Raw genomic sequence first — 22,137 nt, forward strand, 5'->3', positions numbered from 1 at the left:
CGCCCGGACTGGCTGGTCGGGGCGGTGCGGCGGCGGTCAGCAGCGCGGACCGGGGGCGGTGAGGCTGCTGCCGAGCCGGTGCTCGCCGGGGGCGGTGACCCGGACCACGGTCCAGCCGTCGGAGGAGGGGAGTAGGCAGGCGCCGGGTTGCCCGGTGACCGCGAGGAAACCCGACCAGCGCACCCGGACCAGCAGGTCGCCGGGTACGTCGCTGGCGAAGGTCACCGCGTGCTGGTCGGACCGGACCAGTCGCCCCGGTGCCGCCACCAGGGGTGACGGGTCCGTCACCTGGTAGAGGCGCCAGTTTCGGTCCTGCCACACCGGGCGCAGCTCCGGCAGGCCCGCGCCGACCAGGGCCGCCTCCTGCCGGGCGTACCGGTCCGGCGGGCTGTCCGGGGCGAAGGCCACGTAACTGACCGCGTTGCGGCGTAACCAGGCGACGTACTCGGCCGGGGTGAGGTCGTCGGCGTAGAAGAGCGGGTTGCGGTCCACGTCGACCTGACGTTCCCAACCACGGGCGAGCGGCACGTGAGGTGCGACGTACGCCGATTCCCAGTGGTCGCGCAGCGGGACCACCTCGATCCGGCCGATCGGGGCGCGCCGGGACAGTTCGGTGACGAGCGGCCGGTAGAACCCGGCCCGGCTCTCGGTCGAACCGGCCCGGGTCAGGTCGCTGACCATCACCGGGTTCTGCCACCAGACGGCGGCGACCAGCAGCGGCACCAGCCAGCGCCAGCGCAGGTCGGCGAGGGCGGCGACGAGCGGCACCGCGAAGAGCATCGGCAGCCGCAGCGCGTTCGAGCCGATCGGGCTCTCCAGGTAGTAGGCCCCGATCAGCAGCAGCACGGTGAGCCCGGCACCGACCCGGACCGCCGGCCACCGGCGCGGTACGACCACCAGCACCACCAGCGCCAGCACCACGTTCGTCCGCATCGAGGCGAAGCTGTACGGCTGCACCCCGCCGTTGCCGAAGAGCAGCGCCATCGGGGCGAGCGCGACCGCCGGGGCCAGGCAGAGCACCAGTCCCCCGACCAGGTGGCCCCCGGTACGCCAGCGGACCGCCCGCCACCGGCGCGCGCGCCCCGAACCGCTCCGGGTCGACCTCGGCGGCGGCCCGGGGCGGACCGGAAGGCGCAGGTTGGCCAGGAGCAGGGCGCCGCCGGTCAGGCCGACGAAGAGCCCGGCCACCGGGCTGGCCCAGGTCGCCAGCGCGGCCAGCACCCCGGCCGCCACCAGCCACCAGACCCGGGCGGCCCGTCCCCCGCCGGTCGCCACCACCCAGCCGCCGGGGACCGACCGTACGGTTCCGGTGGCGGCCACCGCGCAGAGGGCGAGCAGGCCGAAGAGCAACCCGACGGCGAAGGTGATCCGACCGCTGACCAGGTTGCCGACCAGCACCACGGCCCCGAGCAGCGCACCGAGGACCGGGCGCCGGGCACCGGCGCGGACCAGCAGCCAGGCGAGGGCCAGCGCCGAGCCGACCGCGGCCAGCGCGCCGACGACGCGTACGCCGAGGGCGGCGCCGAGGCCGGCGGTGAAGAGGCTGTAGCCGAACTGGTTGACGCCGCCGTACCAGCCGAGGTCGATCGGGGTGGCGCCGAACCGGTCGACGAAGTTGGCCCGCGCCACCTGGGCGGCCAGGTCGGTGCCCATCGCGGGGGCGAGCAGGAACGCGACCGCCAGCAGCAGCGCCGCCACCCCGGCGCCCCGCACCGGTCCACGGACGGCACGGAGCGTGCCGGCCCGTGGCGGGCGGCGCCGGTCAGGCATCGAGGACGCGCTCCACGGCCGCCCGGGAGCGTCGCGCGGTACGCAGGTACTCGTCGAGGAACTCTCCCGGATCACCGGCACCGAGCAGCCGCACCACACCCGCCAACTCCACCCCGTGCCGGGGTAGCTGGTCGCCGGCCCGGCCCCGGACCAGCATCAGCGCGTTGCGTACCCGGGCGGCGAGGGTCCAGCCCGCGGCCATGACGGCGGCGTCGGCCGAGTCGATCAGGTCGGCGTCCCGGGCCGCGGCGAGCGCGTCGAGGGTACGGGTGCCGCGTAGCGCGGGCAGCTCACCGGCGTGCCGGAGCTGGACCAGCTGCACCGCCCACTCGACGTCGGCCAGCCCGCCCCGGCCGAGCTTGGTGTGGGTGGCCGGGTCGGCACCCCGGGGCAGTCGCTCGGTCTCCACCCGGGCCTTGATCCGCCGGATCTCGGTCACCTGTGCCCGGTCCAGTCCCTGTTCCGGGTAACGCACCGGGTCGATCATGAGCTCGAATTCCCGGCCCAGGTCGGCGTCGCCGCAGACGTACCGGGCGCGCAGCAGCGCCTGCGCCTCCCAGACCTTCGACCAGCGGGCGTAGTACTGGGCGTAGGCGGCGAGGCTGCGTACCAGTGGACCCTGTCGGCCCTCCGGACGCAGGTCCGCGTCGACGCCGAGCGGCGGATCAGCCGTGGGCCGGCCGAGCAGCCGGCGCAGCTCCTCGGCGATGGCGTGCGCGGCGGCGCTGGCGGTGCTCTCCGGGACCCCGGGGGGCGGGTCGTAGACAAAGAGCACGTCGGCGTCGGAGAAGTAGTTCTGCTCGTAGCCGCCGAGCCGGCCCATGCCGACGATGGCGAAGCGCAGACCGGGCAGCTCCGGCACGGCGGCGCGGGCGACCTGGAGCGCGGCGGCGAGCGTCGCGTCGGTGACCGCGCTCAGCGCCGCCCCGGTGACGGTGATGTCGGACTCGGCGAGCTGGGCCGGTTCGAGCTGTTCGATCGAGTCCGACTGGGGTGGGGCCAGCGCGCCGGCCCGGAGCAGCACGTCGGCGCAGCCGAGCCGGATCAGCTCGCGGCGGCGCAGTGCGCGGACGGCGCTGATCGCGGCGTCCGGGTCGGCCGGGTTCGGCCCCCGTCCGGGCAGGTGCCGGCTGGCGGCGGCGAGGAACCCCTCGCGCAGCACGGCCGGGTCGCGCGGCACCAGCTCGGTGTCGTCGGCGAGCAGCCGCAGCGACTCCGGATCCCGGGCGAGCAGGTCGGCGACGTACCGGGACAGGGCGAGGGTACGGGCGAGCCGGCGGGCGACCGGTCCCTCGTCGCGGAGCAGCCGCAGGTACCAGGGGGTGCTGCCGAGCTTGTCGGAGACCTGGCGGTAGTTGAGCAGCCCACGGTCCGGCTCGGGTGCGTCGGCGAACTCCTGGAGCAGCACCGGCAGCAGGGTGCGCTGGATCGCGGCGGTGCGACTCACCCCGCCGGTGAGCGCCTGAAGGTGCTGTAGCGCGCGGGCGGGGTCACGGAAGCCGAGGATCTCCAGCCGGTGCCGGGCCGCCTCCGGGGTCAGCCGCAGCCCGTCGGCGGAGACGCGGGCGACCGCCTCCAACAGCGGCCGATAGAAGATCTTGATGTGCAGCCGACGTACCTCGTTGGCGTGCGTCACCCAGTCGGCGCGGAACGCCTCGACCGCGTCCCGCTGCGCGGTGGCGGTGTAACCGAGGGCGTGCGCGAGCCAACGCAGCCCCTGCGGTTCGCTCGGCACGGTGTGCGTACGCCGCAGCCCCTGTAGTTGCAGTCGGTGCTCGACCGCGCGGAGGAACCGGTAGCCACGCAGCAGCGACTCGCCGTCGGCCCGCCCGACGTACCCGCCGGCGACCAGCGCCCGCAGCGCCGGAATGGTGCCGCTGGAGCGGAGCGACTCGTCGCCGCGCCCGTGCACCAGTTGCAGCAACTGGATGGCGAACTCGATGTCACGCAGGCCACCCGGCCCGCGCTTGATCTCGCGGTCCAGTTCCCGGGCCGGGATGTGGTCGATGATCCGGCGGCGCATCGCCCGTACGTCCTCGACCGCCTCCGGCCGCTCGGCCGCGGTCCAGACCAGCGGTGCGAGCTGGTCGATCCACTCCTGAGCCAGCTCCAGGTCACCGGCGGCCGGCCGGGCCTTCAGCAGCGCCTGGAACTCCCAGGTCCGGGCCCAGCGCCGGTAGTAGGCGAGGTGGCTGGCGAGGGTCCGGACCAGCGGTCCCCGGCTGCCCTCGGGGCGCAGCGCGGCGTCGACCGGCCAGGCGACCAGGCCGCAGATGTGGATCAGCCGGGTGGCGATCGTGGTCGCCGGAGCGAGGTCGTCGTCGGTGGCGGCGACGAAGATGACGTCGACGTCCGAGACGTAGTTCAACTCCTCGCCCCCGCACTTGCCCATCGCCACCACGGCCAGCCTCGGCGCTGGCGTACCGGCGGGCAGTTCGGCGACGGCGATGTCGTACGCGGCGCTCAGGGTGGCGTCGGCGAGTCCGGAGAGCGCGGCCATGGTCTGCTCCAGGCCCTGCCCTCCGGTCAGGTCGGCCGCCGCGATCCGCAGCAGCGCCAGCCGGTACGCCCGACGCAGCGCGGCCACCACCGGCAGCGGCGGCAGCACCGGCGGGTCCAGCGCCGGAACGTTCCGGTTGCCCGCCGGGCGGGCCGGGGCGGCACGGTCCCCGGCTCCCCGGGCCGGGGCGGGCCGGTCGCCGTTACGGCCGTCCGCCCGGTTGGCGTCGCCGGCCAGGCCGTCGTGCAGGGTGCCGTCGGCGCGCGGGGGGAGCCCGTCGGCGCCGGTGACCAGCACCCGCCACTGGTCCGGGTTCGCCACCAGGTGATCGCCGAGCGCCGACGACGCCCCGAGTACGGCCACCAGCCGGCGGCGCAGCCCCGGGTCGGTGTGCAACGCGCTCAGCAGCACCGATCCGGCACCGGTGTCCGGGGCGGCGACCCGCCGCTCCGCCTCGACCAGGCGGTGCAGCTGACGCAACGCGAGGTCGGCGTCGGCGGCCCGGGAGAGGGCGTTGATCAGATCGGCCGCCGGGGCGTCGGTCGGCTCCTGGGCGGTGCCGTCCCAGAGCCCGAGCCCGGTCGGCCCGAGCAGGTCCGCCGCGCGGGAGCCGTGGTCGCCGTCGGCGGCGCCGAAGCCGTACCGGGCGAGCCGGGCGTGCGCGCTGGTCGGTCTGGTCACCGCGGCTCCTGCGACCCGAGCAACGGCAGGTCACGGCGGGGCGGCGGTACGTCCAGGTCGCCCTGGGCCAGGGCGGCGAAACGGATCGCGAACGGCTGCCAGACCTCCTCGACGTCGGCCATCACCGCGTCGGCGGCGGCGACGACCGCGTCCGGGTCGTAGCCCAGTTCGTCGAGCATCGCCGAGTCGGTCGCCCAGCCCGCGATCATGTCGGTGTCGGCCTCGATGTGGAACTGGAGTCCCCAGGCCCGGTCGCCGAGCCGGAACGCCTGGTGCGGGTAGCGGGTCGAGGCGGCGAGCAGCACCGCACCCCGGGGCAGCTCGGTGATCTCGTCCTCGTGCCACTGCAACACGTCGGGGATGAGCGGGACCCACTTGAACAGCGGGTCGCCGTCGGCGGCGTCACGCTTGCCTACCACACCCGGCCCCACCTCCGGCCCGGACTCGCTGAGCGCCACCGTGCCGGCGTGGGCGGTGGCGAGCAGTTGCGCGCCCAGGCAGATCGCCAGGGTCGGCAGCCGGTGCCGTACCGCCTTGCGGAGCAGCCCTTCGAGCTGCGGGAACCAGGCCGCGTCCGGGCTGCCGTCGGGCAGCGGGTACGCCTGCTGCTGCCCGCCGAGCACCACCAGCGCCTCGAACCCGGTCAGCTCCCCGGGCAGGGCGTCACCGGCGTGCGGCCGGAGTACGTGCAGGTCGAGACCGGCCTCGGTGAGCCACTCCCCCAGCCGACGGAGATCGTCCGTCGGGTCATTCTCGATCACCAGCGCGGTTGCCACGACGTCGAGGCTATCCGGTGGCCGAACTTGATCCGGATAGGCTGGCACCCCGTGACCGACACCCGACCCGTGACCGCCGTACCGGTGGCCCTCGCGCAGCCCGTACGTCCGGCCGCCCTGCGCCCCGGCGACCAGGTGATGCTGGTCTCGCCCTCCGGTCCGACCAGGCCGGAGCGGTTGGCCCGGGGCCTCGAACTGCTCGCCGGATGGGGATTGCGGCCGGTGCTGGCCCCGAACGCGTACGCCCGCCACGGTTACCTGGCCGGCTCGGACGAGCTGCGAGCCGCCGACGTGAACGCCGCCTTCGCCGACCCGGAGGTACGCGGGATCGTCTGCACCCGGGGCGGCTACGGCGCGCAGCGGATGGTCGACTCGATCGAGATGGCGGCGGTCCGGGCGGATCCGAAGGTGGTGGTCGGCTTCTCCGACATCACCGCGTTGCAGTTCGCGCTCTGGCGCGGTGCCCGTCTCGCCACCGTGCACGGCCCGGGAGCCGCCTGGCTGGACCAGCGCCTCCCGGAGCACTCGGCCGAGTCGCTGCGCCGGGCGCTGATGACCACGGAGGCGGTGACCGTCAGCCGGCTTGCCACCGAGGAGACCGCCCCGGTGGTGGTTGCCGGGGTGGCGACCGGACCGCTGATCGGCGGCAACCTCTGCCTGATCGTGTCCTCGCTCGGCACCCACGACATGCCCGACCTGACCGGGTCGATCCTGCTGATCGAGGATGTCGGGGAGCCGCCGTACAAGGTGGACCGGATGCTCACCCAGCTGCGACGGACCGGGGTGCTCGCCGGGGTGGCCGGGGTGGCGGTGGGCCAGTTCACGAACTGTGCGGACAACTGGGCGGTGAGCGTCGCCGACGTGCTCGCCGACCGCCTCGGCGACCTGGGGGTACCGGTCCTCGGCGGGCTGCCGATCGGTCACGGCGACGGCCAGCTCACCGTCGGCGTGGGTACGTCGGCCACCCTCGACGCCACCGCCGGCACCCTGACCGTCTCCCCGGCCGTCGCCTGACGCACCCTCGCCACCTGCCGAGACGTACGATTCATGCCCGGATTTCGGTTTTTGCGACTGATTCACAGCTCCGGCATAGGTTCGGCACGGTCTTCGTTCAGCTCGACCGGTGACCGTGGGCGGGTCAGATACGCAGACTGAAACGGGGGTTTCGATGTTGAGGAACATCTCCAGGAAGACCGCGCTCGGTGGGCTCGTCGCCGCTGGCGCACTGGCGGTGGGTATCGCCGTACCGACCGTCGCCTTCGCCGAGGACCCGGCCACCCCGGCGCCGTCGTCGTCGAGCACGACCACCGCGCCCGCCCCGGCCCCCGGCGACAAGGGCGGTGAGCAGGGACGCCCCGACCGTGGGGCGGCGTTCGCCGACGCGCTCGCCAAGGAACTGGGCATTTCCCCGGACAAGGTGACGGCGGCGCTCGACAAGCTGCGCGAGCAGCACAAGCCCGGCGGCAAGCCGCCGGCCGGGCAGCCCGGCGACCGGAAGGCCGACTGGAAGGCCAACCTCACGGAGCGGCTGGACCAGGCGGTCAAGGACGGCAAGCTCACCCAGGAGCAGGCGGACGCCATCAAGGCGGCCGTTGACGCCGGCGTACTGCCCGGCGGGTTCGGCGGCCACTGGCGCGGCGGTCCCGGCGCCGGCCAGTCGAAGTAACCGCCGACCGGATTTGCCACCCGGAACGGTCGGGCATTTGCACCTCGGCCCGGGAGCAGCGCCCCGATGTTGCTCCCGGGCCGCCCACCTTTGTACGTTTTCATGCCGAATGTCGTCAATGGTGCAGTAAGTTGATGGCGTGGGGGCAGTCGACAAATCGCCGGCACCCGGCACACCGGCCGCGACCACCGAGACCGACCGCGTGAAGGCCTTCAGCGACGGCGTCCTCGCGATCGTCATCACCCTGCTGGTCCTGGAGCTGCGGTTACCGGAACACGCGCCGGGCCAACTCTTCCACTCACTGCTGCACGAGTGGCCGTCCTACCTGGCATTCGTGGTCTCGTTCGTCTATGTCGGCGTGATCTGGCTCAGCCACCACGCGTTGCTGCGCCTGGTCCGGGCCATGACCCTCGGGCTCGTCTGGATCAACCTGGGCATCCTGTTCGGCGCGGTGATCATTCCGTTCCCCACCGCGGTGCTCGCCTCGGCCCTCGCCAAGGGAGGCGACGACGACCTCCGGGTGGCGGTCGTCTTCTACGCCCTCTCCGCCGCCCTGATGTCGGCCCCGTGGCTCTTCTTCTTCCGCTACCTGCGCCGACACCCGGCCCTGCTGGAGCACGACATCACCGAGACGTACGTCCGCACCCAGTTCCAGCGGCCGGTGACCGGCCTGGTCCTGTACGGCCTCAGCGGGCTGCTCGGCTGGTTCGTCCACCCACTGGTGGGACTCGGCGGCATCATCGTCATGATCATTTATCACGCCGTCACCAGCGGGGGACTCCGCAAAGCCCCTCTCGCCCGCCACTCCTCCTGATCAGGCCACCTGGATCAGGCCCGCCCGATCAGGGCAACTGGACCGGGTACGCCCCGGGCGCGTACGGCATCGAACTGGCCTGGGTCGACGGGCTGTCCCGCCGCTCAGTCTGGGCGAACCCGGCCGACCGGGTGTTCTCCCGGGGCCAGCCACCGGCCTCGTGGAACAGGCGCAGCGCGGTCGCCACCACCTCGCCCAGTGGCTCGTGCGCCTCGATGTCGATGCTCGCACCGGGCGTCTCGATCCGGACCTTCGTCGGACCCGGTCGGGTGGTCACCGCCACCGTCGACGCGTCGGTGGCGACCGCGACCGTGGGGGCGTCGCTGGTCACCGCCACCACCGGAGTCTCGGCGGTGGCGACCACCGTGCCGGTGGTCGTGGTCACCACCGTGGACGCGTCACCGGTCACGGTCGGGGCCTTGGGCTGCGCGGGAACGCTCGTCACGGCACCATTCTCGCGCCACGACGCACCCTCGCGCCACGCCCCCGACCGCACCGCGTCAAAAACCCCGCCCGGGGTCAGAGCGCGCCGAGGTAACGCTTGCGCTCGTACGGGGTGACCTCGCGGCGGTACTGCTCCCACTCGGCCCGCTTGTTACGCAGGAAGAAGTCGAAGACGTGCTCGCCGAGCACCTCGGCGACCAGCTCCGAACCGGCCATCACGTCGATCGCCTCGGCGAGGTTCTCCGGCAACGCCTCGTACCCCATGGCCTTGCGCTCGGCGTTGGAGAGCGACCACACGTCGTCCTCGGCCCCCGGCGGCAGCTCGTAGCCCTCCTCGATGCCCTTGAGCCCGGCACCGAGCAGCACCGCGAAGGCCAGGTACGGGTTGGCCGCCGAGTCGAGCGAGCGCACCTCCACCCGGGCCGAGTTCGGCTTGCCGTACGCCGGCACCCGGACCAGCGCGGAGCGGTTCAGGTGCCCCCAGCAGACGTACGCCGGGGACTCGGTGATCCGGTCCGGCAGGGCCTGCGGGAAGAGCCGCTTGTACGAGTTGACCCACTGGTTGGTGACCGCGGTGTACTCACGGGCGTGCACGAGCAGGCCGGCGATGAAGGCGCGGGCCACCTTGGAGAGCTTCGACGGGTCACTGCCGTCGTGGAACGCGTTGCGCTCCCCCTCGAACAGGGACAGGTGGGTGTGCATCCCGCTGCCCGGCTGGTCGGTGAAGGGCTTCGGCATGAAGCTGGCCTGCACCCCGGTGGAGAGCGCCACCTCCTTGATGACGTGCCGGAACGTCATGATGTTGTCGGCCGTGGTGAGCGCGTCCGCGTAGCGCAGGTCGATCTCCTGCTGGCCGGGGGCGACCTCGTGGTGGCTGAACTCGACCGAGATGCCGATCCGCTCCAGCGAGAGCACCGCCTGGCGGCGGAAGTCGCGGGCGACGGCGTGGGTGGTGTGCTCGAAGTAACCACCGGCGTCGACCGGGACCGGCACCGACCCGTCGTTCGGGCCGTTCTCCAGCAGGAAGAACTCGATTTCGGGGTGGGTGTAGAAGGTGAAGCCCTTCTCGGCGGCCCGGGAGAGCGCGCGCCGCAGCACGTGTCGCGGGTCGGCCCAGGACGGGGTGCCGTCGGGGAGCAGGATGTCGCAGAACATCCGGGCGCTCTCGCCGCTGACCCCACCCTCGAACGGGAAGACCTGGAACGTGGTCGGGTCGGGCATGGCGACCATGTCGGACTCGAAGACCCGGGCGAAGCCCTCGATCGCGGAGCCGTCGAAGCCGATGCCCTCCTCGAACGCGGCCTCCAGTTCGGCCGGCGCGACCGAGACGCTCTTCAGCGTGCCGAGCACGTCGGTGAACCACAACCGGACGAAACGGATGTCGCGCTCTTCTAGGGTGCGGAGCACAAACTCCTGCTGACGGTCCACTTCAACCCCTCGTGACAACTCCTGCTCGACCCGGCCAGCCCATTCCCCGACCTAGCGGCCCAGTCTTACCCGACCTCGTTACGCCGACGTTACGTGATCTCGGTCGCGCCCGGTGCGTCGGGACGGGCGCCTGTCCCGTTCGTGGGTTTCCATCCCGAACATACGAGGACAAACGTTTTCCAGCATCCTCACCGCCGAAACCACCTCCCCCGCGTCGGCGGTTAGGAAGGGCCCCTTCCTCTACAGAATGCGATAACAAGGGGCCCTTCCTTACCTCGCTTCACCCCGGCGCGCGCGGGGGCGGCGACGGCGCGGCAAGATTGGGGGCATGCCCACCCTGCGCCTCGCTCTCGCCCAGGTGAACCCCACCGTCGGAGACCTCGCCGGCAACGCCGCGACGGTACGCCGCACCAGCCGCGCCGCGGCGTCGGCCGGCGCGCAGCTGGTCGCCTTCCCGGAGATGATGCTCACCGGATACCCGGTCGAGGACCTGGTGTTCCGCAAGTCCTTCGTGACCGCGTCCCAGGCCGCGCTCCGGCAACTCGCCGCCGACCTGGACAGCGACGGCCTCGGCGACCTGCCGGTGCTCCTCGGTTACCTGGACTCGGACGAGTTCGGCGAGACCGCCGACGGCGGGACGACGCAGCACGACCAGACGAGCACCGGCGCCGGACCGACCCGGACCCGGGGGCCGCGCAACGCGCTCGCCGTACTGCACCGGGGCGCGGTGGTCGCCACCTACTTCAAGCACCACCTGCCGAACTACGGCGTCTTCGACGAGGACCGCTACTTCCTGCCCGGCGACACGCTGACCGTGGTCCGGCTGGGCGGGGTCGACGTCGGTCTGACCATCTGCGAGGACCTGTGGCAGGCCGGGGGGCCGTTCGCGGTAGCCCGGCAGGCCGGGGTCGGCCTGGTCGTGAACATCAACGGCTCGCCGTACGAGCGGAACAAGGACGACGTACGGCTGCCACTGGTCCGGCGGCGGGCCGCCGAGGCGGGCGCCACGATCGCGTACGTCAACATGGTCGGCGGCCAGGACGAACTGGTCTTCGACGGCGACTCGATGGTCGTCGCCGCCGACGGCACCCTGCTGGCCCGCGCCCCGCAGTTCGTCGAGCACCTGCTCGTACACGACCTGGAACTGCCGGCGGGAGACGTCGACGCGCCGACCAGCGACCGGACCAGTGCCGCCAGCACCGGCGGCGCCGTGGACGGCAGCGGAACCGCCGGCGAGGTGGTGACCTCCATCGAGACCGCCGACGAGGTGCTGGCCGGGAACCGGTACGCCGAGGACGGCGGCCGGACCACGATGCGGATCGCCCGGGTGGTGGTGGGCGACCCGCCGCCCGCTCCCGCCGGACCGCCGGTCGACGGTGGGATCGCCGAACGGATCGTCGACGAGGCGGAGGTCTGGTCGGCGCTGGTGCTGGGGCTGCGCGACTACGTCAACAAGAACGGCTTCCCGTCGGTCATCCTCGGCCTCTCCGGCGGCATCGACTCCGCGGTGGTCGCGGCGATCGCGGTCGACGCGCTCGGCCCGGACCGGGTGGTCGGGGTGTCGCTGCCGAGCCAGCACTCCTCCGGACACTCCCGCGACGACGCCGCCGACCTGGCCAAGCGGACCGGACTGGACCTCCGGACCGAACCGATCCAGGCGATGGTCGACGCGTTCCTCGCCAACATGTCCCTCTCCGGGCTCACCGTGGAGAACCTGCAGGCGCGGGTCCGGGGTGTGGTGCTGATGGCACTGTCGAACCAGGAGGGGCACCTCGTCCTCACCACCGGCAACAAGAGCGAACTGGCGGTCGGTTACTCCACCCTCTACGGCGACTCCGTCGGCGGCTTCAACCCGATCAAGGATGTCTGGAAGACCCTGGTCTGGCAGTTGGCGAACTGGCGCAACGCGGACGCGGTCGCGCGCGGCCAACAGCCCCCGATCCCGGAGAACTCGATCCAGAAACCGCCGAGCGCCGAGCTGAGCCCGGGGCAGCTCGACAGCGACTCGCTGCCGGACTACTCGGTGCTCGACCCGATCCTCGTCGGCTACGTCGACGGGGACCAGGGCCGGGAGGACCTGATCGCGTCCGGCCACGACCCGGAGGTGCTGGACCGGGTGCTGCGGATGGTGGATACCGCCGAGTACAAGCGCCGGCAGGCGGCGCCCGGCCCCAAAATCAGCATCAAGGCGTTCGGCCGGGACCGCCGGCTGCCGATCACCAACCGGTGGCGGGAGCGCGGCTGAATCGGGTGGGCGGTGTGAAATCCTCCACTGCACTCTGACCCGGCCCCATATCGCGGTGCGACGATCGACGCGGACCCGGGGACCGCGAGCGCGGCCTCGAGGCGAGAGGAGTCGTGATGTCCGAACCAGGAGCCACCCCGACACCGGAGACCAGCGTCACCACCCCGGCCGGTGATCCGGCGGCGAACGAGGTGACCGCGTTGTACGGGGGCCCGGCCAGCCGGCGCGTGCGTACCCGTGACCTGGTCACCGCCCGCGAGCGGGGCGAACGGTGGGCGATGCTCACCTCGTACGACCAGTACACCGCGTCGATTTTCGACCAGGCCGGCATTCCGGTGCTGCTGGTCGGTGACTCGGCGGCGAACAACGTCTTCGGTTACGAGACGACCGTGCCGGTGACCGTGGACGAGTTGCTGCCACTGGTCCGGGCGGTGGTCCGGGCGACCCGGTACGCGCTGGTCGTCGCCGACCTGCCGTTCGGCTCGTACGAGGAGGGGCCGACGCAGGCGCTGCGTACCGCGGTGCGGTTCATGAAGGAGGGCGGCTGCCACGCGGTGAAGTTGGAGGGCGGCCGGCGGGTCGCCGCCCAGATCGCCGCGTTGACCACCGCCGGCATCCCGGTGATGGGGCACATCGGTTTCACCCCGCAGAGCGAGCACACCATCGGGGGCTACCGGGTGCAGGGGCGCGGCGACGCGGCCGACGAGGTGCTGGCCGACGCGCGCGCGGTGGCCGAGGCGGGGGCGTTCTCGGTGGTGCTGGAGATGGTGCCGGGTGAGGTCGCCAAGCGGGTGACCCACGAGGTGGGCATCCCGACGATCGGCATCGGCGCCGGCCCCGACACCGACGCGCAGGTGCTGGTCTGGCAGGACATGGCGGGTCTGCGTACGGGCAGGGCGCCCCGGTTCGTGAAGCGGTACGCCGACCTCTCCGGGGTGCTCACCTCGGCGACCCGGCAGTTCGCCGCCGAGGTACGCGGTGGCGGGTTCCCCGGCACGGAACACACCTTCTAGTCCGGCCGCCGGGGGTGCGGGCTCGGATCCGCACCCCCGGTCGGTACGGCTCAGACGTCGGTGATCCGGACGCCGGCGTGGGCCCGGTACCGCTTGTTGATGGCGATCAGGTTCGCGGTGAACGCCTCGACCTGGTGCGCGTTGCGCAGCCGGCCGGCGTAGATGCCGCGCATCCCGGGGATCCGGGCGGCGAGCGCCGCGACGATGCCGACCAGTTCCCGTTCCTCGGTGCAGATCAGCACGTCGAGGTCGATCCGGTCGATCTCCGGGTTGGCGAGCAGCGGTGCGCTGACGTGGTTGAACGCGGCGCAGACCCGGGACTCCGGCAGCAGGGCGGCGGCCTGCTGCACCGCGCTGCCCTCCTCGACCCGCAACGCGTACGGGCCCTGTTTGTCGAAGCCGAGCGGGTTGACGCAGTCGACGACGATTTTGCCGGCGAGCGGTTCGCGCAGCGCGGCGACGGTGGCGGCGTGCCCGTCCCACGGCACCGCGATGACGACCACGTCGGCGTCGGCGCAGACGCTGGCGTTGTCGTTCCCGGTGACGTCCGCGTCGGCGGGGAGCCCGGGCAGGGCGGCGATCTCCTTCGCGGACTGCGCGGCGCGCTCCGCCGAACGGGAACCGATCAGCACCCGCTGTCCGGCGCGGGCGAACCGGTAGGCCAGCCCCCGCCCCTGGTCGCCGGTGCCGCCGATGATGCCGACGGTGAGCCCGGAAACGTCGGGCAGCTCGCTCGCGTCGTATGCCATGGGGTCCATCCTGCCAAACCGGCGACGCCACCGGCCGGCATGGTCGGACGCCACCGGCCGGGATGGTCGGACGCCACCGGCCGGCATGGTCAGTCGCGGGCGAAGAGCACCTTGCGGGCGACCGGATCGGCGGTGACCAGGCGGACCCGTACCCGCTCGCCGAGCGGCAGCTCGCCCTCGCAGCGGGCCCGTACCGGTGGCTCGTCGAGCGCGACCGTGCCACCTGGTCGACGGGCCGACCGACCCGGGCCGCCGGTGGTGGTCGCCGGGCCGGCCGCCACGGCTGGGCGGTCGACGTCGAGTACGGCCACCTCGAAGCTCTCCCCCACCCGGTCGCGCAACAGCACCGCCTCGGTCAGTTCCACGGCGGCGCGGGTGGCGGCCGAGGCGGTCCGGTCGGTGCTGGCCATCACGGCCGGCAGTCGCGGCAGCGCGGCCCGGGCCCACTCCGGTAACTCCGTACCGGCGTGCAGGGCCAGGCAGACCTCGGTGGCGTACCGGTCGGCGAGTCGACGCAACGGCGCGGTGACGTGTGCGTACGCGGCGGCGACTCCACCGTGGCGGGGGTCGGCGGGCGGTTCCCCGTCGAAGGCGGTGTAACCGGAGCCGCGGAGCAGTTCGGCGGCGTGGTCGAGGAAGGCGGCGGCCCGGGGCTGGGCCGGGTCGATGGTGGTGAGCACCTGCCCGACGCTGGCGCCTTCCGGCCACTCGATGTCGAGTCCGGTCGCGGCGACCCGCAGGCCGCGCACCGCCTCCGGCTTCGGGGTCGGCATCGTGCGCAGCAGTCCGACCCGGCCGGCGAGCATCAGGTCGGCGGCGGCCATTCCGGTGAGCAGGGAGATCTGGGCGTTGTAGTCCTCCATCGGCGATGGTGCCCGCAGCACCAGTCGCCAGCCGCCGTCGTCGGGCTCGACGTCCTGTTCCGGCAGCGGAAGGTTGATCGCGCCGCGGTCCAGTCCCCGGTCGATGAGAAGTTTGCCGAGTTCGGGGAGGAGGGCGATCGGTTCGGCCAACCGGCCGGCGTCCGCGTCGGCCTGTACGCCGACATAGTCGAGCTTGGCGCGGCTGCGCACCCGGGCCCGTTCCAGTCCGACCGAGACGGTCGCACCGTCGGCGTCGAGGTCGATGGTCCAGAGCACGGCGGCCCGTTCGACGTCGGGCAGCAGGCTCGCCGCGCCTTCGCTGAGCGTGGTCGGGTGCAGGGGGATGTTGCCGTCGGGGAGGTAGATGGTCTGTCCCCGCCGCCAGGTCTCCGCGGCGAGCGCACCGTCGGGGCGGACGTGGGCGGCGACGTCGGCGATCGCGTACCGGACCCGGTAGCCGCCGCCGGGTCGCCGGCTCAGGCACATCGCCTGGTCGAGGTCGCGGGAGCTGGCCGGGTCGATGGTGACGAACGGGATGTCGGTCCGGTCGGCGGCCGGGCCCGGTGGGGCGGCCGCCGACTCGTCGGCCTCGCGTTGCGCCGCGACTGGAAACTGTGTCGGCAGTTCCAGTTCGCGGCGCAACGCGCTGAAGTCGATGCGGGGCGCCACTACGCGTCGGATCACCACGGGTCATTCCTACCAGCGTGGTGCCAGCCCGTGCCGGGGCGCCCGGCATCGTCGGTCAGCCGGCCGCCTTGCGGACCGTCGCCCGGGTCGACTTCTTGGCCGGTGCCTGCCGGGCGGCCACCTTCTTGGCGGGGGCCTTGCGGGCGGTGATCTTCTTGGCCGGCGTACGCGTGGTGGTGGTCCCCGCCTTTTTTGCGGTCGCCTTCTTGATCGCGCCGACGGTGGTCTTCCGCGCCCCGGTGGCCGCGCGCGAGGTGGTCGACTTCGCGGTGGTGGCCTTCTTGGCCGGGGCCTTCTTCGCGGTGGCGCGGGTGCCCGGGGCGGTCGACCGGGTGGCGGTCGCCTTCTTTGCCGGGGCCTTCTTCGCCGTGGTCTTCGCTCCCACGGTCTTCTTCACCGCGGATCCCGCCGTCGTGGACTTGGCCGGCGTGGACTTGGCCGCCGTCGAGCGCTTGGCGGGCGCCTTCTTCGCGGCGGTCTTCTTCACCGCACCGGCGGCACGGGTCGCCGCCGTGGTCGCCTTCTTCCGGGCGGTGGCGGCCTTCGACGCCACGGTCTTCTTCGCCGTCGTCGTCTTGGCCGCGGCCTTCTTCACCGGGGCCTTCTTCGCCGCCGTCTTCTTGGCGGTCGCCGGCCGGGTCGCGGTCGCCCGGGTCGACGTCGGGCGGGCCGCGGTCGTCGTGCTCTTCGCCGCGGCCGTGGTCTTACGCGCGGCCGGGGTCTTCTTCGCGCCGGTGGTGCTTCGTGCCGCCGTGGTCTTCTTCACGCCGGTGCGTTTGGCAGCCGGGCGGCTGGTGGCCTTTAGTGCTTCGGCCATCTGGGTCCTCCTTGCGGGACATGCTCTCGGGGGTCTCCGGGTGGAGACCGCGGAGTACTTCGACGACGCGGGCTCTGCGCCGCGCCGCTACCTCTCCTCCCCGGCCCAGCGGGCATCCTCGGCGTCCCACTCCTCGTTGCGTTGCCGGACCTTCTCCAGCGCGTGCTCCGCGTCGTGTGCCGAGGCGTACGGACCGAGGACGTAGCGCGCCGGGCAAATGTCGGCGTCCGTCTCGACCCGGTGGTGTCGTAGGCACCAGTAGTACCGTTCACCACTTCCGCTGTCGCTCATGTGATAACTGTGCACCGCAAAGTAACTGGAGCGCTACCTTTTCACACAAAAAGTCGGACTCTTCTCCACAATAGACGCGATCCGTTTCCGCAGGTGAGGAATCCGCAGAGGCGACTCATTTCCGGAAAGTGCTTGTCAGGAAAGGGAATCGCACGACACCGGAGGGTGGACACGGCGCGTGTGCCGGGCCGACCCGGCCCGGAAAAAAATATCCGGTACGCGTGCGCCGACGGCCGTGTCGCCGCCCCTGCCGGGCCGCACCCGCCCCGTCCCGACACCCGGACCGCTCTGCCCGCCACGTCGCGGCGACCGGTCCGGTCGGCAGTGAGTAGCGGCATAGGCGATCGTCTGGTCGGCTGATGGTCCGCGCCGTCACCCGGTCAGATCATCGGAGCATGTCTCGCTACGAGTACGCGGAAATTGTCGCCCAGTGCGCGCTGCACGGTCCGGCGGTGGTGCGGGAGTGGGTCGACTCGTCCGGCCAGACGCACCCGCTCGGCGGGATCCATCCGGCCGCCCTGCTCACCGCCTGGTCGACCGAGGGATGGGACCTCGTCACCTGCGCCACCTACGGGAACCTGCGCATCTACACGGTGCGACGACCGGTCGGGTAGCCGGGGCGGGTTTGACCCGCGACGCGGCGGGCATCACCGGGCATTGTCACCGCGAGGGAGAGCCAGTGTCCGACGCGATGGAACAGGTGGCCGGATGAGACTTCCGGTGGGCCGGGGACCAGCCTCGGCGATGCTGGTCGAGGCGCTCTCGGGCGTACCGGGACGGCTGTCGTTCGACGCCGTCGAGCGGTGGCGCACCGACGGTTCCGTGGACGTCGCGGCGATCGGGGACGAGGACCTGCAACTGTTCCTCTTCACCTGTTACGAGTTGCACTACCGGGGCTGGGACGGGGTCGACGAACGGTGGGAGTGGGAACCGTCGCTGCTCGCCGTACGCGCCGTCGCGGAACACCGGTTCGAATCGGCGCTGCGCCGCGTGGTCGGACCGGTGCCGGCGGTGGAGGCGGCTGACGTACCCGCTGCCCTCGGCACGTTGGTCGCCGACGACGACGGGCCGTCGCTCGCGGCCGAACTGCACCGCCGAGGTGACCTGGCGCGGTTTCGCGAGTTCGTCGCCCAACGTTCGGTCTACCACCTGCGGGAGGCCGATCCGCACAGTTGGGGCATCCCCCGGCTCGACGGTCCCGCCAAGGCCGCGTTGGTCGAAATCCAGATGGACGAGTACGGGCACGGCCAGTTGCCCCGGATGCACGCCGAACTCTTCCGCGACACGATGCGCTGGCTCGGACTCGACACCGGCTACCACGCGTACGTCGACTCGGTTCCGGCGGTCACCCTGGCGGCCAACAACCTCATCTCCCTGTTCGGCCTGCACCGCCGTTGGCGGGGTGCGTTGCTCGGGCATCTCGCCGCCTTCGAGATGACCTCCTCGTTGCCGAACCGCCGCTACGGTGACGCGCTGCGGCGCCTCGGCGGTCCACCGGAGGCGACCCGTTTCTACGACGAGCACGTGGTGGCCGACGCGGTGCACGAGCAGATCGCCACGTACGACCTCTGCGGCTCGTTCGCGGCGGCGGAACCGGCGCGCGCAGCGGACGTGCTCTTCGGCGCCGCCTGCTGCCTGACCCTCGATCGGCTGGTGGCGGAGCACATGCTGGCGAGTTGGGCGCGGGAGCGCTCCTCGTTGCGACTACCGATCGCACTGGGGCATTGACCGCCCGACGGCGCATGAGCGGGCGGTTCACTCAACCGAGCTGCGTCCACACCGACCGGTTCACTCCTGACATGTCCCTCGCGACCCTTCCGGCGCTGTGGGCCCACGGTGCCGGAAGGGTCGCGAGGCGGTGGTCATGCGGCCGACAGGAACCGGTTGACCTCGTTGGCGAACTCGTGCGGGTACTGGAACAGGAACCCGTGGTTCGCGTCGGGATAAATGATCAGCTCGGCGTTCGGCAGGTGCCCGGCGAGCAGGTACGAGTTCGAGGTGGGCACCATGACGTCGTGGTTGCCGTTCGCCACCAGGGTGGGCTGCTGGATCGCGGCCAGCCGTTCGAACTTGCCGGCGCTCGGGATGCCCCAGCCAGCGATCGCCTCGGCCTGCGCGTCGCGTACGGCGAGCGAGGCGGGTGCGTCACGGTCCTCCTGACGGGTGAAGATGCGGCCAACGTATTCCATCCCCTTGGCCCGGCTCTCCTCGGAAGGGGAGAAGAAGAGGTAGAGCAGATCCTCGGCGTCCTGCGCCTCTCGGTAGGCGTGTTCCCGGGTCTCTTCGGACCAGGCGTGGAAACCACGTCCACCCTCCGGCCCGGTGCCGGCGAGGACGAGCCGACGCACCAGGTAGGGACGCTGTAGGACGACACTCTGCGCGACGAAGCCGCCCAGCGAGAAGCCGAACAGGTCGACGCTGGTCAGCGTGAGCGCGTCGATGAACGCGATGGCGTCGCGGGCGAACTCGCCTACGGTGTGGGGCGGCTGCCCGGTCGATCCGCCGACGCCGCTGGCGTCGAAAAGGATGACCTCGCGCTCGGCGGCGATGTCGTCAACCAGGGCGGGGTCCCAGATGTCGATGTTGCCGCGGAAGCACTGGAGGAAGACGACCGGAGTACCGCCAGTCTTGCCGAATCTCCGGTACGTATAGGTTGTCCCATTACTAGCCTGAATGGTCTGGTTCGGCGCGGTCAGCAATGACATGCTCGCTCCTGGTTTCCTCAAAGGGGGCGTGGCGGCCGGCGTCGTTCGAGACCTTCCCAAGATCTTCGATCCGGCGGGGTGACCGCAGCCATCGTTTAGATGATGGGCCTAATCTATCCTCCGTAGTTAGATGTTGCATGTAATCTAAATCCCAATCGCGATGAGACGGCCGCACCAGGGAGCGGCGCCATCGGAGGAGCGCCCTGTGGATGCGGGCAAGCACCGGGACCGGCGTCACGGGCACGCCAGGGCGTCTTGGCGGCTTGGCGGCTTGGCGGCTGGACGCCGTGAACCTCACGTCGGCCGTTGGACCACACACAACGGCTCGCACGGGCACCTCAGCCCCCGAGGATGAACCGACAGTTCTCCGTCCGGCCGGTGGGTTCCCGAGCGCTGACGCCGCACCCCGGAAGCGTCCTACGCAGAGCGCAGCCACGCTGAGTCAGTAACGAGCCGCCCTCATGGGCGGCGACTGGCTCCGGCGTCCGGATCGGCATGTGTACGGCTGCCCGTTGCCGAACGGGCTAAACCTACTGTCGTTGGGCGATGAGGGCGTCGCGGACGACGTCGAGGATCTCGTCCGACAGTGCCGTCCCGCCGGTCGCCCGGGCGAGGGTGAGCGCCCCGACCATCGACGCCAGGTCGGCGATCGCGCGGCGGCGTACCTCCTCCTCCGCGTCCTGGTATCCGGTCAACTGGTCGAGCGCGGCCTCCAGCCCGACCGTGTACGCCGTCCTCAGCGGCCCGTCGTGCGGCGCGCGGGCGGCGTCGCTGGCGAGCGCCACCATGGCACAGCCGGTGCCAGGGGCGTCCCGGTGCTCGGCGGAGAGATACTGGTTGAGCAGCTCGGCTCGGGCTTCCGTCTTGCCGGGGATCGCCTCGGCCACCTGTTCCAGCATGCCCCGGATCTCGTTGTACGCCGTCTCGGTAGCGATGCCCACCAGTTCTTCCTTCGAACTGAAGTGCTTGTAGAACCCGCCGTGGGTGAGCCCTGCGGCTGCCATGAGATCCTGCACACTCATCCCGGCTGCGCCGCGCTCACGCAGGAGCCTCGACGTGGCGGCCACCACCTCTTCGCGGTGCTTCGCCGCGTCGGCGCGTGACGATCTACCCATCGACGTTCTCCTTCCCCGACGTCCGCGTCGCGAACCGGCAACATTTAGATTAGGCCGCCAATTTAAAAACCGCACCTGTCGCCACCGCGGTTTGATCATGTTCATACCCCCGGCCAACTGGCGAAACGCCCGACGACCATCAATTTGATCATCGATCCACGTGTCCCGGGCGCCGTACCGAGCGCGGAAAGGCAGGGCTGCGGTTCGCCGTCACGACGCCTCGGCTCCGGCGGCCCGAGGTTTCGCCGAGACGGTGGGCGGGTAGCCGTGGCGCGGTCCGCGCGACCTGCGACGGTGCCCGGAAGGGGGCCAGGTGGACAGCGGGAGGCAACTGGCGGCGGTCGGCCGGGCGGGAGCCCGTGGCGCGATCGCCGCGATGGCGATGTCGGGCGTACGGCAGGCCACCACCTCGCTCGGCCTGGTCGAACGGACCCCGCCGGAACAACTCCTCAAACACGTCGCACCGGCGCTTTTCAACCGCGTCCCGGTAAACCGGCGACCCGCGCTGGTCGAGTTCATCCACTGGAGCGTCGGCGCCTTCGGCGGGGCGGCGTTCGGTCTGCTGCCCCGAACAGTCCGCCGCCGCGCCTGGGTCGGCCCGGCGTACGGCTTCGTCTTCTGGGCCGCCTTCGAGGCGACGGTCGCGCCGAAGCTCGGCATCAGCCGGAAACGACACGGGCTCGGCGAACAACTCGCCCTCCTGGTCGACCACACCCTGTACGGCGTCGTGGTCGGCTCGTCCCCCTGGCCGCACGCGGACTGACCGCGCTGCCGCACGCTCCTTCACCTCCGGCCCGCGCCAGCATCAGGGGCGGCGCACCCTTCAGCAACGCTGACCTGCGTGTTTCCGAATCGTCGCGACTGGGAAGGAGGCTCCGCGTCGGCGAAAGGAGCCGGAAATGAAACGCTGGCTACGGGCGAACGCACTGTCGGTGACGATGTTCGGCGCGTTCCTGGTCTTCCTGATCCTGCAGAGCGTCTTCGGATGGCAGACCCACAACGACGAGTTGACCCAGTACGGGCGTGCCCCCGAGGGCTACCTCTCCTACCTCGGTACGGGCCACTTCGCCGAGGCGGTCTTCGAGAACTGGGAGTCCGAGTTCCTCCAGATGGGCGGGTACGTGCTGCTGACCGCGTACCTGGTGCAGCACGGTTCGTCGGAGTCGAAACCCGAGCAGGAGACCGACCGCCCGGACGACCACGCCGACCACGCCAAGCCGGACAGCCCGTGGCCGGTCCACGTCCGCGGGGTGGCGCTCACGGTCTACCGCAACAGCCTCTCGCTCGCCCTGCTGCTGCTGTTCGCCGGTTCGTTCGTCGGGCACCTGCTCGGCGGCACCGCGGAATACAACGAGCAGCAGGCGATGCAGAGCGGTGCCGCCCCGATCAGCGCGTGGCAGTTCGTGCAGACCAGTGACTTCTGGTTCCAGTCGATGCAGAACTGGCAGAGCGAGTTCCTCGCCGTGGGCGTGCTGGTCGTACTGAGCATCTTCCTGCGCCAGCACGGGTCACCCGAGTCCAAGCCGGTGACCGCGCCGAACGCCATGACCGGCGGCTGAGCCGCCGGCCCGAG

Annotated in this window: 20 protein-coding genes; 9 read left to right on the forward strand and 11 right to left on the reverse strand. The window is 71.8% G+C overall.

Going from position 1 to position 22,137, the window contains the following annotated elements:
• Positions 1-36 precede the first annotated feature (36 nt).
• From BDK92_RS08090 to BDK92_RS08100, 3 genes are read right to left on the reverse strand one after another with little or no spacing between them, the layout of a single operon-like run.
• Positions 37-1,770, reverse strand: coding sequence for a hypothetical protein (locus BDK92_RS08090; RefSeq protein ID WP_246016894.1), 1,734 nt, complete (start codon positions 1,768-1,770; stop codon positions 37-39).
• Positions 1,763-4,951 (reverse strand): bifunctional [glutamine synthetase] adenylyltransferase/[glutamine synthetase]-adenylyl-L-tyrosine phosphorylase, encoded by a 3,189-nt coding sequence (locus tag BDK92_RS08095; protein WP_121156071.1) that lies wholly within the window; start codon positions 4,949-4,951, stop codon positions 1,763-1,765. The genes BDK92_RS08090 and BDK92_RS08095 overlap by 8 nt, the downstream gene beginning before the upstream one ends.
• The gene (locus tag BDK92_RS08100; RefSeq protein WP_121156073.1) at positions 4,948-5,727 is read right to left on the reverse strand and encodes a type 1 glutamine amidotransferase; all 780 of its coding nucleotides are present in this window, start codon (positions 5,725-5,727) and stop codon (positions 4,948-4,950) included. Before BDK92_RS08100 ends, BDK92_RS08095 begins: the two co-directional genes overlap by 4 nt.
• Before the next feature lie 138 nt (positions 5,728-5,865).
• Here BDK92_RS08100 and BDK92_RS08105 point away from each other — a divergent pair, with 138 nt between their 5' ends.
• The 3 genes from BDK92_RS08105 to BDK92_RS08115 all read left to right on the forward strand — a co-directional run bounded on the left by BDK92_RS08105 (position 5,866) and on the right by BDK92_RS08115 (position 8,207).
• Positions 5,866-6,741, forward strand: a complete 876-nt coding sequence (locus BDK92_RS08105; protein WP_425462296.1) for a S66 peptidase family protein — start codon at positions 5,866-5,868, stop codon at positions 6,739-6,741.
• Between the two features lie 154 nt (positions 6,742-6,895).
• On the forward strand, positions 6,896-7,393 hold the full coding sequence (locus BDK92_RS08110) for a hypothetical protein (RefSeq protein ID WP_121156075.1): 498 nt from the start codon (positions 6,896-6,898) through the stop codon (positions 7,391-7,393).
• A gap of 139 nt (positions 7,394-7,532) precedes the next feature.
• Entirely contained in the window at positions 7,533-8,207 is a 675-nt protein-coding gene (locus BDK92_RS08115) for a TMEM175 family protein (protein ID WP_121156077.1), read from the forward strand.
• Between the two features lie 28 nt (positions 8,208-8,235).
• On the opposite strand, the gene BDK92_RS08120 is transcribed toward BDK92_RS08115, so the two are convergent.
• Entirely contained in the window at positions 8,236-8,652 is a 417-nt protein-coding gene (locus BDK92_RS08120) for a hypothetical protein (protein WP_121156080.1), read from the reverse strand.
• A 74-nt stretch (positions 8,653-8,726) separates the two neighbouring features.
• Positions 8,727-10,079 carry a type I glutamate--ammonia ligase gene (gene glnA, locus BDK92_RS08125; RefSeq protein ID WP_121156082.1) on the reverse strand — a complete coding sequence of 451 codons (1,353 nt, stop codon included), beginning with the start codon at positions 10,077-10,079 and terminating at the stop codon, positions 8,727-8,729.
• A 328-nt stretch (positions 10,080-10,407) separates the two neighbouring features.
• On the opposite strand from glnA, the gene BDK92_RS08130 reads away from it, so the two are divergent.
• Both BDK92_RS08130 and panB read left to right on the forward strand, forming a co-directional pair.
• On the forward strand, positions 10,408-12,324 hold the full coding sequence (locus BDK92_RS08130) for an NAD+ synthase (protein WP_121156084.1): 1,917 nt from the start codon (positions 10,408-10,410) through the stop codon (positions 12,322-12,324).
• 116 nt (positions 12,325-12,440) lie between these two features.
• Complete coding sequence (panB, locus tag BDK92_RS08135; RefSeq protein WP_121156086.1) at positions 12,441-13,337, forward strand: 3-methyl-2-oxobutanoate hydroxymethyltransferase; 897 nt, start codon at positions 12,441-12,443, stop codon at positions 13,335-13,337.
• A 50-nt stretch (positions 13,338-13,387) separates the two neighbouring features.
• On the opposite strand, the gene npdG is transcribed toward panB, so the two are convergent.
• From npdG to BDK92_RS08155, 4 genes are all read right to left on the reverse strand, one after another.
• Complete coding sequence (gene npdG / locus BDK92_RS08140) at positions 13,388-14,086, reverse strand: NADPH-dependent F420 reductase (RefSeq protein WP_121161809.1); 699 nt, start codon at positions 14,084-14,086, stop codon at positions 13,388-13,390.
• A gap of 89 nt (positions 14,087-14,175) precedes the next feature.
• Positions 14,176-15,636: an RNB domain-containing ribonuclease gene (locus BDK92_RS08145; protein WP_121156088.1), complete on the reverse strand. Its 1,461-nt coding sequence runs from the start codon at positions 15,634-15,636 to the stop codon at positions 14,176-14,178.
• A gap of 55 nt (positions 15,637-15,691) precedes the next feature.
• A complete protein-coding gene (locus tag BDK92_RS08150; protein WP_211349133.1) occupies positions 15,692-16,453 on the reverse strand; it encodes a histone in 762 nt (253 codons plus the stop codon).
• Between the two features lie 87 nt (positions 16,454-16,540).
• On the reverse strand, positions 16,541-16,744 hold the full coding sequence (locus tag BDK92_RS08155) for a hypothetical protein (protein WP_121156090.1): 204 nt from the start codon (positions 16,742-16,744) through the stop codon (positions 16,541-16,543).
• 395 nt (positions 16,745-17,139) lie between these two features.
• Between BDK92_RS08155 and BDK92_RS08160 the strand changes: the two genes are divergently transcribed.
• Positions 17,140-17,358, forward strand: coding sequence for a hypothetical protein (locus BDK92_RS08160; protein ID WP_121156092.1), 219 nt, complete (start codon positions 17,140-17,142; stop codon positions 17,356-17,358).
• Positions 17,359-17,452: 94 nt separating this feature from the next.
• Complete coding sequence (locus BDK92_RS08165) at positions 17,453-18,472, forward strand: iron-containing redox enzyme family protein (protein ID WP_121156094.1); 1,020 nt, start codon at positions 17,453-17,455, stop codon at positions 18,470-18,472.
• Between the two features lie 134 nt (positions 18,473-18,606).
• Here the strand turns inward: BDK92_RS08165 and BDK92_RS08170 are convergent, their stop codons facing one another.
• Positions 18,607-19,449 carry an alpha/beta fold hydrolase gene (locus tag BDK92_RS08170; protein WP_121156095.1) on the reverse strand — a complete coding sequence of 281 codons (843 nt, stop codon included), beginning with the start codon at positions 19,447-19,449 and terminating at the stop codon, positions 18,607-18,609.
• Between the two features lie 530 nt (positions 19,450-19,979).
• Complete coding sequence (locus BDK92_RS08175; protein WP_121156097.1) at positions 19,980-20,564, reverse strand: TetR/AcrR family transcriptional regulator; 585 nt, start codon at positions 20,562-20,564, stop codon at positions 19,980-19,982.
• A 313-nt stretch (positions 20,565-20,877) separates the two neighbouring features.
• On the opposite strand from BDK92_RS08175, the gene BDK92_RS08180 reads away from it, so the two are divergent.
• Positions 20,878-21,327, forward strand: coding sequence for a DUF6789 family protein (locus tag BDK92_RS08180; RefSeq protein ID WP_211349135.1), 450 nt, complete (start codon positions 20,878-20,880; stop codon positions 21,325-21,327).
• 136 nt (positions 21,328-21,463) lie between these two features.
• Positions 21,464-22,123 (forward strand): DUF6766 family protein, encoded by a 660-nt coding sequence (locus BDK92_RS08185; protein WP_121156099.1) that lies wholly within the window; start codon positions 21,464-21,466, stop codon positions 22,121-22,123.
• Positions 22,124-22,137: the final 14 nt, after the last annotated feature.

Origin of the sequence: Micromonospora pisi (assembly GCF_003633685.1) — a bacterium.
Taxonomy (GTDB): Bacteria; Actinomycetota; Actinomycetes; order Mycobacteriales; family Micromonosporaceae; genus Micromonospora_G; species Micromonospora_G pisi.

What these genes read in the sequence shown, in the direction of transcription:
- BDK92_RS08090 (WP_246016894.1), bottom strand. Translation starts at nt 1,770, where the DNA reads ATGCCTGACCGGCGCCGCCCGCCACGGGCCGGCACGCTCCGTGCCGTC.
- BDK92_RS08105 (WP_425462296.1), top strand. Translation starts at nt 5,866, where the DNA reads ATGCTGGTCTCGCCCTCCGGTCCGACCAGGCCGGAGCGGTTGGCCCGG.
- BDK92_RS08110 (WP_121156075.1), top strand. Translation starts at nt 6,896, where the DNA reads ATGTTGAGGAACATCTCCAGGAAGACCGCGCTCGGTGGGCTCGTCGCC.
- BDK92_RS08130 (WP_121156084.1), top strand. Translation starts at nt 10,408, where the DNA reads ATGCCCACCCTGCGCCTCGCTCTCGCCCAGGTGAACCCCACCGTCGGA.
- panB (WP_121156086.1), top strand. Translation starts at nt 12,441, where the DNA reads ATGTCCGAACCAGGAGCCACCCCGACACCGGAGACCAGCGTCACCACC.
- npdG (WP_121161809.1), bottom strand. Translation starts at nt 14,086, where the DNA reads ATGGCATACGACGCGAGCGAGCTGCCCGACGTTTCCGGGCTCACCGTC.
- BDK92_RS08150 (WP_211349133.1), bottom strand. Translation starts at nt 16,453, where the DNA reads ATGGCCGAAGCACTAAAGGCCACCAGCCGCCCGGCTGCCAAACGCACC.
- BDK92_RS08155 (WP_121156090.1), bottom strand. Translation starts at nt 16,744, where the DNA reads ATGAGCGACAGCGGAAGTGGTGAACGGTACTACTGGTGCCTACGACAC.
- BDK92_RS08160 (WP_121156092.1), top strand. Translation starts at nt 17,140, where the DNA reads ATGTCTCGCTACGAGTACGCGGAAATTGTCGCCCAGTGCGCGCTGCAC.
- BDK92_RS08165 (WP_121156094.1), top strand. Translation starts at nt 17,453, where the DNA reads ATGAGACTTCCGGTGGGCCGGGGACCAGCCTCGGCGATGCTGGTCGAG.
- BDK92_RS08170 (WP_121156095.1), bottom strand. Translation starts at nt 19,449, where the DNA reads ATGTCATTGCTGACCGCGCCGAACCAGACCATTCAGGCTAGTAATGGG.
- BDK92_RS08175 (WP_121156097.1), bottom strand. Translation starts at nt 20,564, where the DNA reads ATGGGTAGATCGTCACGCGCCGACGCGGCGAAGCACCGCGAAGAGGTG.
- BDK92_RS08185 (WP_121156099.1), top strand. Translation starts at nt 21,464, where the DNA reads ATGAAACGCTGGCTACGGGCGAACGCACTGTCGGTGACGATGTTCGGC.